Below are 12,502 nucleotides of genomic sequence, written 5' to 3'. Positions count from 1 at the left end.
TAACACAATCAGAGAAAATGCCGCCTGTATGGGCGGCATTTTTGTCAGGTTGATAACGTTTCAAAACTTAACGTTTTAACGGCGCATTAAAACCATAATTGGCTAAGATAGACTGACCTTTTTCAGACAAAACAAACATCGCCAACTTCCAAGCATCTGGCTTGGCCGCCTTTAATACCACTAAGCCGTAATTAGCGCCAACCGCTAGCTCTTTAGGCAATTGGACCACCTTAAGATTAGGCACCTCTTTTTGTGCCAACACGGCATTAGTGCAGTAGGTTAAGAAAATATCGGCGCGATTGTTCTCCATCACCCAACCATAGGTATTGCGTCCAGCGGGCGCTTTTTTACTGCTCTCACCACCAGTTAGTTGCAGCGCTTTAGTTTCTAGCTGTTGCTGTGCCCCCGTTGTTATTGCATCTGCTTTTGCAAAAACCTTCCAGGCATAATCACCTGACGGATCGGCTTTAGGTGTTGACGTGCCGAGTCTAATATTGCTGTTAAGCATCTTCTGCAACAGATTTTGACTACTCAGCTCAACATCTGCTTGAGCGATAGCGCACATCTGGTTTTGGGCAAACATCACTACACTTTCAGCGAGTTCATTGCGCTGCAACGTTTGAGGGTGTTTGATATTGGCTGAAGCAAAAACATCGACAACTTCACCCGCTTCGATCCGCTTTCTAAGCAGACCTGACGGTGCAAAATTGCTATTAACCGCTTGCCCTGATTCTAGCTGATATGCAGCAACAATATCTGACATAGCATTTTTCAGACTACCCGCGGCGCGCATCTCAATAGGTGCTGCACTAGCGGTGAGTGGTAAGACTAATAACGAAGCTACAATCCATTTTTTCATGTTAGTTTCCATAAGTGACTTTAACGCGACAATAAATAAAGCAATAACTGAGGGCGATCAAAAAGCATTTATCCATTGAAAACAATCTATAACGTCCTTGCGAGACGATGCATCTTCAAGCACTTGAATGGGATCACTCAAAACCGAGACTCATTAGACAAATAGTCGCAAGCCACCAGCTTACCTTCGCGCACAAAAAAGCCACCTTATCGGTGGCTTGCTCTGTAAATAACAATGACAGTTATTAGTATAAAATTAGCTTAGTGGGCTAAGGATAATCTCTACTCGGCGATTCTCTGCTCGACCTGCTTTAGTCTCATTGCTGGTAATAGGTCTGTCTTCACCAACACCATGGGAGACCACGCGCGCTGACGGCACTTTACGACTCATCAAATAACTGGCGACTTCACTCGCTCTGACTTGAGACAATCTTAAGTTATAAGATGCCGCTCCAGAGCTATCGGTATGGCCCATGACATTAAGCTTGGTCTCATCATATTCAAGCGCGACCAAAGCTACGCTATTAAGCACTTGCTGCGCTCGCTGGCTGAGATCGGTTTGATCTACGCCAAAAGTCACATCATTTGGCATATTCAAAATAATGGTGTCACCACTACGAGTCACACTCACGCCCGAAGATTGTAGTTGCTTACGCAGCTCTGCTTCTTGGACATCCATGTAGTAACCAATACCACCTCCAAGGGCTGCGCCTGATGCTGCGCCGATTAATGCACCTTTACCTCTATCACTTTTACTTGATGAGGCAACCCCTATCGCAGCACCGGCTAATGCGCCGATCAAAGCACCATTAGTCGCTTTGGCATTTTGCGATTCATTACTGTATGGATTGGTTGTCTGACAACCTGAAACAAACACTGCTGCAACAATACAACTAGCGATAGCACTGCTGTGCTTAATACTCATAAACATGACTCCTAACTGTCTTCATGCGAATAAAGACGACAACATATCGAGTGAATTTGTTAGCAGTATATAAGTCGCCAGTGAATAGACAATGCCCTATGCGACAAACGCTTTAAAATCGTATGACTCTCCTCGTTGCACCACAAACAAGCAAGCTTGCCCTCTTTTGTCACTTTCACCATCACTTAGCTACAACTAGCAAGTAAGAGGATAAGTACAAGCTATTGTTTTAGATGCTAATTATATGTTTTTGAAATATGGCACAAAACACGCATACCTATAAAGTAGTATTTAAAGGGAATGTAAGGATTAACATGAATGACCTTAAAGCTATATTCATAAGCTACCAATGCTTTGTCGATGTAATTAAGCATCTCGGGATCAGCCAATGGGATGTCGAGTAGATAACCTTTCGACTAATTAAAAGTAGTGACAGGGATATGCAATGACCGAAATCAAAAATCAGCTCAACCTTAATATCATCCATGAAGTCAAAAATAACGGCCGACTCTTGTCGGATGTCGCAAAGCAATATGGTTTATCGACCAAAGTTGTTTATCAACTGGTACGTCAAAGTGAGCAGCAACCAGCTAGTCGCACCATAGTATTAAAGTCAGAAATAACGCAGTTACGCAATAAAATTAGACGGCTAACTCAAGAACTAACGCTCATGACTCAGTAAGCCTTTGCAGAGGTATAAGTTTATCGTTTAGCCCCCAAACGAAATGATAAAGTTATCGTAAATACAATAATAATCGCGCGTTAATTTCGCTTTTACCTCTGCACCTCTTCCCCTTATTTATCACGCCAGCATCACAGTAAAGCCAACGACATAAACCAGCAGCATGCACTTGAACAAGAAGTGATGAAAGGCATCGATACCGATGCCCTCAAGAGGTTAGAAAAGTAATAGTCGTACTGGTGAGATGCTAGGGGCTGTTGATCTTTCGAGCTTAGTTTTTGTTCGAATTCAATTATTTTAGTACAAGGCTTGAGCGATGATGCTTAGCTGGCTAAGCGAAAAGCTCGTAACGCAGTCTAGTCATAAAAGAATAAAAGAATTGAAACGAACCCAAAGGGCCGCGTTTCTTGGCTATTTTTACTGTGTTGTAGACTATTTGTGGAGAATAACTAAACGGCATAGCCTCCGCCTTGTCAAAATAGCCAATAAACTGCGGCAAAAACAACCGTGAATGATCAACAGCCCCTAGTTTTTACCACGAAAATAACGTCTCGGTGAGTCATTACAGAATCGTCAGTCGATAACCTAATGACTGTGATTCGTCCTTATGTAACACCATGGTGTAATTGCCGGCATTATCAAACAGTATTGGCTCAGATTGATAGAGCAAAGTCAGCGTTTCATTGTCATCTTCAAAAACAACATTTATCTCATATTCTCCAGACGCAATACTGAGCGTCCCCAATTCAGTGAATTCTACATAGCTAAGTTTATATTCGGCCGACTCAATAGTTTCTGTTGGTTTAACGAAATAGACATCAAGCGCCTCATAATCAAAAACTAAATTCGCTAAATCAATTTGATGAGTGAATGCTTGTGGACGATGGTCGTGAGTTAATGTCATGCCTTTGGTTATGCCTGATGCATCTTGGTACACCAGTATCGACTTGCTCTCATCTTGGTTAAAAGTCACTAATAGATTGTTCGCCAGAATTTCATTGGCACTCTTGTCTGTAACAGTCACGCCATAATCACTGTAGCCAATAGCAGTAAAATCACTTAACTCATATTGTCCGAGATCATATAGATATTGCGTCTCTTGATTACTCGACATTGTGATATCAATTTCTTCAGCATTAATAAGCGCATTGAAAACACGATACTCAGCATTGGCATCGATATTGGCATATTGGGTTGGACTGCCGGTTGAATCAACAGCATCAATAGTGAGCTTAGGGGTTCCTGGACCAAAACTATTGCGGATCACAAACTTATAAACGGTGTTAGACGATAAGTCCAACGTTGCTGTTGTATAGATAGGTACGCTCGCTCCTGTCTCCGCTAGATAAAGCACATAATCGCCAGTATCAAACATCACTTCACTGGAATAGCTTTTATAGCTAAGCGAATCCAACATAGCGGCAGCACTAAAGCCCTCACCGTCTTTACCGAAATAAACATCATAAGTGGCTTCTCCTAGCGCAGCGTGGGCTACCAAGACTTGCATTTTACTGTAGTCATCACTGTCATCATCATTCAACTCATCCATCTCTGTGCGGTCATACTGAATATCTAATAACTCTGGTTCACTATAGTCCCCCGTCAAAACAAAGAAATGATCATCGCCGTTCGCAAGTGACAAACTTGAAGTGTAAAGCGATATCTCATCGCCAGATTCATCACTACCAACCACTTCCATTTCAACCGTACCCGTGCTGTAAACATAGCGAGGTTGAGAATCTGCGTAATTGATTGCGGTATATTGATAATCATCTAAAACTAAAGCGGTTGCCGTGCTATTAGCTGACGCACTGTAGTATTGTACGTATGCTTCGCTGCTTGAATCGCTCTCATCATCTGAGCTACAACCTGTAACTGTAACCAATGCTAAAAAGAGACAACTCATACTCCGAGGGGTGAAGTTCATTTATTTTCCTTAACTGATTAATGACAAACTCATTACCTATGACCAATAATTTACGTCAAGAACTGTCAGCAATTGCAATGTAAGGAAAGGATATATATAGCTTTGTAAAATAGGGTTATTATTCGTATTTGCAGGAATAAAAGGCGTGGATATCACGGTTAAAAATGTGACTAAAGGGTAACAGAGGTTGCTTGTGACAACCCCTCATATATATTAGCTGGCGAAAAAGACCCTAAACTGATTAGCGAGGGCTTTATCATCTTGTTTGCCGTATTTAATCAAGATGTCCTCTTTACCATCACCATTTAAGTCATCACTTTGCAGCATGCCACCATCAACTGGCAGTTTTAAATCATGCTTTTCAGCATTGCGACTAAACAAAGTATCGCCAGTCGCGCCGAAATAGATCTTTAGCGTGTCTTCATCATCCGACAAGATTAAATCTTTAAGGCCATCACCATTAAGATCCGCTAGCTTGACCACTGGGCTGCCACTTTGTCCTGAGCTCAAACTAAAATTAAGCTCCACCTCTTTACTCACATTAGACTCTTCAGCAAAACGCCCTTGCGCGTCCATTTTAAACAGGTGCACATCTTGATCGATACTGCCTGACAGCAAGGCCCCAATGATCTGTGATACGCCAATATCAAACCCAGCGACCATCACCTCGACTTTATCGTCACTATCAATATCAATAAACTGCAGCCCAGTTAACGTACCCTCAGCTTTAACAACGCTATTGGCTACTTTTGGAAACACGAGCTTGCCCTTTTGGTTCTCGCCGAGATAAACCTCATAATCGTTTGCCCTATCAAATACGCCAGAACTTTTGGTATAACGCACCACAAGGTCGGTAATACCATCGTTGTTGATGTCCTTAAGCTCCTCCACTTTACGGTACACCAACTCACTCTGGTCAAGCTGCTCACCATAGGCGTCGCGCTTGTTCCACCAGTCAATACCGCTTATTGGTTGCCTAACAGACACATACTCAGCAATTGGATTAAATAGCTTGTCTTCTGTTTGGCTATACAGCTCTAACTCGCCCTCACCAATTTTGACAATATCAACTAAGCCGTCCAAGTTGATGTCAGTAATATAGAGCTTAGACTGAGTGTAAGTTGCGCCATCTTCAAATAGCCTAGATTGCGGTTTTATTGGCAGCTTTTGCTGTTTAAATTCACCGTTATCGGCAATAAACAACTGCAACTGATTAAAGTCATGGATCAAAATATCATCTTCACCATCACCATTAAGATCTGCAATAAACTCGCCCTCGCTCAAGTAGTCTGGACGAGATTTAAAGGATAGCGAATTGATACTGGCAATTGCCGCTAATTCAGCTTTGGCTGTCGCGGTTTGTGGCTGAAACACATGCAGCTTATCTTGGGACAAAAAATACAGTTGCTGGGTCTTGCCCTCTTGATATTCTGTAATGTCGAAGGAGTGCATAGCTTGAGGCAGCGCTATCTTTAGCGCTAACGTATATTGCCCCTTATCTAAGCCATAAATGGCCATCCAGCGCTGGCTTAAGTCATCAACACCAAAAGCGACTAACTCTTTACCGGAACTAGGCAATAAGTCTGCTGCCACTATCGAATGAGTCAAATTAAAAGGCGCATTTAATGTTGACTCAGTTAAGGTCAATTTAGGCGTAGATTTAGCCTCTGCAGATTGAGCTACGACCGCAGTCACGAGCGCTAAACTCACCCCTAAGCCTTTTAAAACCGATTCCATGTTGTTCCGCTCCATTAGCAATCACAAAAGTATGAACCTTGAAGCTAGCGGTTTTAAGCGCAGAGTAAAAGCAAATTTAACAGTTTGTAACATAACGAGCCGCTTTAAGTTAATTTTTCATGTTCAATCGCTCTATATGTCCAAAAGTTAGCCCCCAACCAATTTAAAATTAGCCCGACCAACACGCCAACACTAAATGCTAGAGCGGCATCCAGCATCGTTTTACCTAAAAGTTGTGACACCCAATAAAAAGCGCTCAAGTTAGCAGCGGCAGCGATACTAGACACCACAACAGATATCAGCAGTTGCCGCACCTTAGCCACTTGCTGCCGAGAGCGGAAAGTCCAACAACGATTCCCCATCCAGGATAGCAAGACTGCAATCATAAATGCACAAGCTCTTGCTGGCATTAGCGGAAAGTTAAGCTGCTGTGAAAATAGAAAGAAAAGTGTGCCATCAACGACAAATACTGCAGCGCCTACCAGCAAAAACTGCAGTTCTTGCTGATAGTTACGCCTTAGGGTTTGGATAACACTGAGCTGCTGCGACTGCAATACAGTAAACCTCTATCTTTGTTATTAGCGACCTTTTCGCAATCTTCAACCCCAAGCTCGATTTTCGAATTATGAACCACTAAGTAATATCGAGTGTCATTGTGGTTAACCTCCGCCAACGAAATAATTTCCTTAGCTTTACCTGCACTATAAAATCGAGCTGAAAAAGGACGTTTATCAAGATAATAGGTCGGTAGCATTTCAGTGCGTTGCTGTAGCAACCAGCGCTCACTCTTGTCTTTTCCTGAACCGAAGTGAATAACCGCAACGGCTATCATTAATAACGCGGCGATAGCAATCGCAACCTTATGCAGATGTGGAACCAGAGACCCACGCCAAGCAAAAGTGATAAGCAGTGCTAATGCAGGGATCCCCGGTAAAACATAAGCGGGTAAAATATTGCCAGCAAGAGTGAATAGCACCATAGGCGCTATCATCCAACAAATGAGGTAACTGGCGAGTGCGCTGTCGTTGCTATTAAGCTGCTTATCGCTATGTTTAGGTGCTTCAACATAAATTTTATATAGGGCTTGCGGCAAAAAGGCCGACCAAGGTAGCGCTGCACCAAGGAAATAAAGCCAAATGGTGCCACGAGTTTGATCATGAGCACTACCGTAAAGGTCCCCCTGCCAACCACTATCGACAAACCTCGACCAATGCTCACCGACAATAAAGTAATTTAAAAATCCAGGCGTCGCGTTTTCAGCCAGAACATACCAAGGCAACGCAATAATCAACATTAATAACAAGCCTGAGACGAGTGGAGTGCGTTGCCATAATAATTTCCAAGGTCTAAACACCCCATATTGCCACAACAACCATAACCCTGTACCAATGGCAAAAATAACCAAAGCTACAGGCCCTTTTGCTAGCAAGCCAATCGCCAAGCCAATAAAACCGAAATAGCCCCAACGCACCTCCCCTTGCCAACACAAAAAGAAGCCGACCATCGCCATCGTCAGGCCTAGTGTTAACGCCATGTCAGTCATCACGGCACCGGCACTGACAATAAATACCGCAGTAGAGGCCAAAATAATTAACGAAGGCAACACCGGAAGTCGCTGCTTATTAGCGAAAACAGCGACCACAGCTAAGGTCAACATTGCCGCGATCCAATGTGGAAAACGCACTGCAAACTCAGAGACCCCCAAAAGAACGATTGACGCCGCACTCATCCATGTATGCAGAGGCGGTTTACCCCAAAATGGTACATCGTAGTCAAACAAAGGGGTTATCCAGTTTCCCGTCTCAACCATTAATCGCGCCATTTCGCCATAACGAGCTTCAGTGGTGTCCATCAGCGGATATAAAGGCAACAGCAGCAATCGGGTTAATACCACTAACAACAATACCGCTATACTTTTCTGTCCAGTGCTTAACGCTCGCATTACTTCGCCTCCAAATAGCTGACATTGCTCTTGGCAACGCTCGAAGTGGTGGAAGCTCGATTAGGTTTAACTTGCGACAATGATTGGCTGTAAGCCACCTCTTCAATCAAATAAAGTGGTCGCTGCTTAACTTCAACAAACACTCGTCCTAAATACTCACCTATTAATCCCAAGGCTAATAACTGAATACCAGCGAGACCTAGCTGCACCACCATCATCGAAGGATAACCCGCTACAGTCTCGCCATAGATCAATGTCTTACTGACCACCCAGCCACCATAAGCAAAAGCGCTAAAGGCGGTAAAAACCCCACACCAAGTGGCAATCCGCAGCGGTTTAAAGCTAAAGGAGGTGATACCGTCCATCGCCAAGCCAAATAGCTTGCCGTAATTCCATTTGGTCTCCCCTACAAAGCGAGGGTCGCGGTCAAACTCCAAGGTTTTCTGCGAAAATCCCGGCCAGCTAAATAGACCTTTCATAAATCGATTACGCTCAGGTAAAGCTCTAATGCTGTCCACAACTTGGCGGCTCATTAAACGAAAATCCCCCACATTCTCCGGCACAGGAGAATCAGACACCCAGTTCATTAGCCGGTAAAAACAGCTTGCAGAAAATCGTTTAAACCAAGTTTCACCCAAGCGTTTACTACGCTTCATGTTGACGATATCGTAGCCTGCACGCCACTGTTCAAGCATCAAGGGGATCTGCTCGGGTGGGTCTTGTAGATCCGCATCCAGCATAATGACCGCGAGGCCACGTGCATACTCAATACCTGCAGACATCGCCGCTTCTTTACCAAAGTTTCGGCTCAGTTTAATACATTGATATTCATTGTTTGCTAAAGGCAGCTGGCTTATTTTTGACCAAGAGTCATCACTACTGCCATCATCAACAAATACAATTTCACTACTTTCATCAAGTTCTGCTAACACAGCGGTAAGCCGAGATATCAGCGGCGCAATCATTTGCGACTCATTAAACAGTGGTACTATCACTGACAAACACACTTCGGTGCGATTGCCGTCATCCACGCGAGCGTATGTCATGCGAGATCCTCATCAACTTTTGCTGTAGCATGCCAGCCGTAAAGTGAAGAAAATGTCATTGACATTTTTTCGACAAAAATAGTGCTACAGTAGACGGTACTGACAGCTGCATTTACCGATCCGTTATGACACTAAAATTACTCATTATCGAAGACAATATAGACGTCGCAGGTATTCTTGGAGATTACTTCGAAGCACAAGGTGCGGAGCTTGATTTCGCCGATAATGGCGAGCTGGGTTTATCCTTAGCGCAAGCGTTTGACTTTGATGCCATCATATTAGATCTCATGCTCCCCAAGCTTGACGGTCTAAGCCTATGTAAGGCACTACGCTCACTCGGTTGTAGTACCCCAATTTTGATGTTAACTGCACTCGATAATAAAGCGGATCTGCTCACAGGTTTTGATTGCGGCGCCGATGACTATTTAGGAAAGCCCTTCGATTTAGATGTGGTTGATGCTCGGGTAAAAGCGCTGATAAAACGTCATCGTGGCCAAGTTGCTCAAGGTGTACTTAAATTTGGTGATGTTGAAGTTAATATCGCCCAGCATCAAGCCTATCGTCAGCAAATGCAGTTAGCACTGACCCCAACCACCTACCAAATATTACTGCTACTGATAAAACATGCGCCAAATGTGGTCAAACGTGAACAGATCATTGAAGAGTTATGGGGCCAATCACCACCGAACAACGATATTTTGCGTAGCCATATGTACCAGTTACGCAATCAGCTCGACAAACCCTTTAAATGCCCGATGCTGGCCACTGTGCCTAAAGTTGGTTTTAGACTGCAACTTGGAGAAGAACTTTGCTAGATAGCCTACTCAATCGAGTCTCCACCGCCTCGAGCTTGCCGCATAAGTTAATGTGGTACTTCAGTAGTTTGGCAATCATCATTGGCTTAACCATTTACCTGTCTATGTTCGGCTTAATGCAATGGATTGAAGATGCTGTTAACCAACAAGAACTCGAAACAACCGCGCCCTACGCTATTGCCTCGTTTCAAGACGGGGCCGAGCAGCCTCTCAATATCTTACATACTCAAGCTTTCTACTCTCCAGAGCTGATCCCCAAGAAATATGGCAATTTAGAGAAGTTTCCGGTGGGCTTTAAAGGAGAGGTCACCAACAGTGAAGCGAGTGAATTACTGCATGAATGGATACCATCCTCTAGCAATCAAGCCACCCTTTCTGAAGAAGTTTTCCTATATCGTGGTGAGTTCATCCTCAATGGCGAATTAAAGCCGTTATTTCTCATTACACCGGCTGAAAACGTGGAACTTAGCGATAGAGAATGGAATGTTATTCGCCTATTTGTGCTGTGCTTTATTGGTGTGCTATTTATCTTATTTGGCTTCGTTATCCATAAACTCAGTTGTCGCTTAGTTAAGCCCGTTGAACAGCTAAGTGAGCAATTAAAATCACCTGAATCAAGCAAAGTATTTACCGTACCTGAGCAGTCAGCGGCTGAATTTGCAGAGCTCGCTAACAGTTTGAATGACTACCGCCAGCAAAATGAGATGATGATTAAGCAGGAACAAGCTTTCGCTCGCTATGCCAGTCACGAGTTAAGAACCCCTTTAACTGTCATCAGTGGCGCAGCAAAACTGCAAGAGCAAAATAATGCTGCAGAGTTTCAAGCCCGCCAACGCAGCCGCATACAACGTGCAGCACTCGACATGCAACATACCATTGATGCACTACTCAATTTGGTCAAGCAGGAGAATGCCACCAGCAGCACACAGCTTAGATCGTTACAGCAAGCTGAAATCGAAAGTATTACTCAACCACTACAGGCATTAGCTAATAGTAAAGAGATCAAGCTATCGGTTGATTTTAAGCAAGCGCCTGTCATCAAACCGACTCCTGCAGTGCTGCGGATGTTGTTAGGAAATGTCATCAGCAATGCCATAAACGCCAGCGATTCTGGAGAGATTACCATCTCAGTCAATGTCGATGCGATTGTCATTACTGATAAAGGGCGCGGACTATCGGCATCCGAGCATAATAATGCCAATGGCCATGGACTAGGTTTATTGATTGTCGATAGCCTCTGCCAGCGCTACCAATGGCAATTCAGTTTATCCAATAACCAACCGACAGGCTGTAGCGCCCGATTAACTTTTCCCCAAGCAGAGAGTTAACGTTTAGCCTCCCCGCAGAGGAAACAACAAAGTGCCAATCGATAATCGATTGGCACTTATCCTTTTTTCCTAACTTTGACGAGTAAAGCGGTATGACTGGATCTGCACCTCTTTGCCACCAACCACTGCGTAGCTATCGACCAAGAAAACATCTTGTCCTGCAAATCTAAGCTCTAAGCGCATTTGGCTACGCTCATTTCCAGAAAAGGTTTGTCCGTTTGCACCCACAGGGTAATAATTGTAACGTTGCAGCTGCGGTTGGAACTCACCTGAAAAACTAAGCTTACTGTTGCCATTAAAATCCGTTTGCAATTGATAGCCCTGCGCTGGTGTATATGACAGTTCAACCTGTCCGTTTAGGTCTTGCTCTACACCTAACACCTTCAAGTTCTCTACCGATAACGTCGCTGCCGTGGTTTTACTCAATCCACCTTGAGCAACACCAGTCGCTTCTACGCGCTCGCCCTTGCTATCCAATGCCCAGATATTGACCTGCCATTGTCCGCTAAAAGTATCTAAGCGATCCCAGTTCTGCGAAGTAGTTGCAGGCGCTGTAGCTCCGGCCACTTGTGTACCTGATAAGCCATTAATATTAATATTTTTGTTGGCATTCTCATTGCGGTAATCTTCTCTGTCATTAGCATAATCAGCACTCGCACCAGCAACACCACCTGCCGCGGCGCCAACTGCCGCCCCTTTTAATGCAAGGCTCGCATCCCCAGCAACCGCGCCCATTGCTAGCCCTAAAATAGCACCACCAGCTGCGCCTGTTTTAAAGCCACGATTACTGTCACGCCCATCCTCACCAACACCTTCACTGCTTGCACATGCTGTGAGTACAGTTAGGCATAATGTGGTTAAAATAACTTTTGAAAACTTGTTTGCTGTACTCATAGTGCTAGACGCTCCGTTGATAAAGGTTTTGTTAGTCGCAGTAGTTGAAGACACTAACTGTGCTGATTGCGTATTTGAGAAAATAGTGTTGTTAGACATAAATTTAATCTCATAAGAATATGTTTCCCCCTATTCCAAAATTACTGCTAACTTAGAGGGAAGTGGTAATGCATTGATGACTATTAAACCAGTAATCAAAAAGCGGGATTAGGGCATGGCGATGAAAAAAAAATATCCGAATGCCTAGGGGCTGTTTGTCTTTCACGGTTGTTTTTGCCGCAGTTTATTGGCTATTTTGACAAGGCGGAGGCTATGCCGTTTAGTTATTCTCCACAATATAGTCTACAA

At 43.9% G+C, this 12,502-nt stretch carries 11 protein-coding genes; 3 read left to right on the top strand and 8 right to left on the bottom strand.

The features are described from left to right. Positions 1–67 precede the first annotated feature (67 nt). Both AB4135_RS05895 and AB4135_RS05890 read right to left on the bottom strand, forming a co-directional pair. Positions 68–859: a molybdate ABC transporter substrate-binding protein gene (locus AB4135_RS05895; RefSeq protein WP_371991151.1), complete on the bottom strand. Its 792-nt coding sequence runs from the start codon at positions 857–859 to the stop codon at positions 68–70. A gap of 255 nt (positions 860–1,114) precedes the next feature. Then, positions 1,115–1,783 carry an OmpA family protein gene (locus AB4135_RS05890; protein WP_371991150.1) on the bottom strand — a complete coding sequence of 223 codons (669 nt, stop codon included), beginning with the start codon at positions 1,781–1,783 and terminating at the stop codon, positions 1,115–1,117. Between the two features lie 445 nt (positions 1,784–2,228). On the opposite strand from AB4135_RS05890, the gene AB4135_RS05885 reads away from it, so the two are divergent. Then, positions 2,229–2,465 (top strand): transposase, encoded by a 237-nt coding sequence (locus AB4135_RS05885; protein WP_371991149.1) that lies wholly within the window; start codon positions 2,229–2,231, stop codon positions 2,463–2,465. Positions 2,466–3,027: 562 nt separating this feature from the next. On the opposite strand, the gene AB4135_RS05880 is transcribed toward AB4135_RS05885, so the two are convergent. The 5 genes from AB4135_RS05880 to AB4135_RS05860 all read right to left on the bottom strand — a co-directional run bounded on the left by AB4135_RS05880 (position 3,028) and on the right by AB4135_RS05860 (position 9,117). Then, on the bottom strand, positions 3,028–4,392 hold the full coding sequence (locus tag AB4135_RS05880) for a hypothetical protein (RefSeq protein ID WP_371991147.1): 1,365 nt from the start codon (positions 4,390–4,392) through the stop codon (positions 3,028–3,030). Positions 4,393–4,605: 213 nt separating this feature from the next. Beyond that, positions 4,606–6,129: an FG-GAP repeat domain-containing protein gene (locus tag AB4135_RS05875; RefSeq protein WP_371991145.1), complete on the bottom strand. Its 1,524-nt coding sequence runs from the start codon at positions 6,127–6,129 to the stop codon at positions 4,606–4,608. A gap of 104 nt (positions 6,130–6,233) precedes the next feature. Further along, a complete protein-coding gene (locus tag AB4135_RS05870; RefSeq protein WP_371991143.1) occupies positions 6,234–6,683 on the bottom strand; it encodes a GtrA family protein in 450 nt (149 codons plus the stop codon). After that, the gene (locus AB4135_RS05865) at positions 6,647–8,071 is read right to left on the bottom strand and encodes an ArnT family glycosyltransferase (protein ID WP_371991141.1); all 1,425 of its coding nucleotides are present in this window, start codon (positions 8,069–8,071) and stop codon (positions 6,647–6,649) included. Before AB4135_RS05865 ends, AB4135_RS05870 begins: the two co-directional genes overlap by 37 nt. Then, complete coding sequence (locus AB4135_RS05860; protein WP_371991140.1) at positions 8,071–9,117, bottom strand: glycosyltransferase family 2 protein; 1,047 nt, start codon at positions 9,115–9,117, stop codon at positions 8,071–8,073. The genes AB4135_RS05865 and AB4135_RS05860 overlap by 1 nt, the downstream gene beginning before the upstream one ends. A gap of 125 nt (positions 9,118–9,242) precedes the next feature. Here AB4135_RS05860 and AB4135_RS05855 point away from each other — a divergent pair, with 125 nt between their 5' ends. Together AB4135_RS05855 and AB4135_RS05850 are read left to right on the top strand one after the other, a co-directional pair. Next, positions 9,243–9,932: a response regulator transcription factor gene (locus AB4135_RS05855; protein ID WP_371991138.1), complete on the top strand. Its 690-nt coding sequence runs from the start codon at positions 9,243–9,245 to the stop codon at positions 9,930–9,932. After that, positions 9,926–11,260 (top strand): sensor histidine kinase, encoded by a 1,335-nt coding sequence (locus AB4135_RS05850; RefSeq protein WP_371991136.1) that lies wholly within the window; start codon positions 9,926–9,928, stop codon positions 11,258–11,260. Before AB4135_RS05855 ends, AB4135_RS05850 begins: the two co-directional genes overlap by 7 nt. 69 nt (positions 11,261–11,329) lie before the next feature. On the opposite strand, the gene AB4135_RS05845 is transcribed toward AB4135_RS05850, so the two are convergent. After that, positions 11,330–12,253 (bottom strand): hypothetical protein, encoded by a 924-nt coding sequence (locus AB4135_RS05845; RefSeq protein ID WP_371991134.1) that lies wholly within the window; start codon positions 12,251–12,253, stop codon positions 11,330–11,332. Positions 12,254–12,502 lie beyond the last annotated feature (249 nt).

Origin of the sequence: Shewanella sp. 10N.286.54.B9 (assembly GCF_041468565.1) — a bacterium.
GTDB lineage: Bacteria > Pseudomonadota > Gammaproteobacteria > Enterobacterales > Shewanellaceae > Shewanella.
This window is presented reverse-complemented; position numbering and strand designations above follow the sequence as displayed.

Bases quoted from the DNA above. Each gene is read 5' to 3' on its own strand.
- AB4135_RS05895 (WP_371991151.1), bottom strand. From the start codon at position 859: ATGAAAAAATGGATTGTAGCTTCGTTATTAGTCTTACCACTCACCGCT.
- AB4135_RS05890 (WP_371991150.1), bottom strand. From the start codon at position 1,783: ATGAGTATTAAGCACAGCAGTGCTATCGCTAGTTGTATTGTTGCAGCA.
- AB4135_RS05885 (WP_371991149.1), top strand. From the start codon at position 2,229: ATGACCGAAATCAAAAATCAGCTCAACCTTAATATCATCCATGAAGTC.
- AB4135_RS05880 (WP_371991147.1), bottom strand. From the start codon at position 4,392: ATGAACTTCACCCCTCGGAGTATGAGTTGTCTCTTTTTAGCATTGGTT.
- AB4135_RS05875 (WP_371991145.1), bottom strand. From the start codon at position 6,129: ATGGAATCGGTTTTAAAAGGCTTAGGGGTGAGTTTAGCGCTCGTGACT.
- AB4135_RS05865 (WP_371991141.1), bottom strand. From the start codon at position 8,071: ATGCGAGCGTTAAGCACTGGACAGAAAAGTATAGCGGTATTGTTGTTA.
- AB4135_RS05860 (WP_371991140.1), bottom strand. From the start codon at position 9,117: ATGACATACGCTCGCGTGGATGACGGCAATCGCACCGAAGTGTGTTTG.
- AB4135_RS05855 (WP_371991138.1), top strand. From the start codon at position 9,243: ATGACACTAAAATTACTCATTATCGAAGACAATATAGACGTCGCAGGT.
- AB4135_RS05845 (WP_371991134.1), bottom strand. From the start codon at position 12,253: ATGTCTAACAACACTATTTTCTCAAATACGCAATCAGCACAGTTAGTG.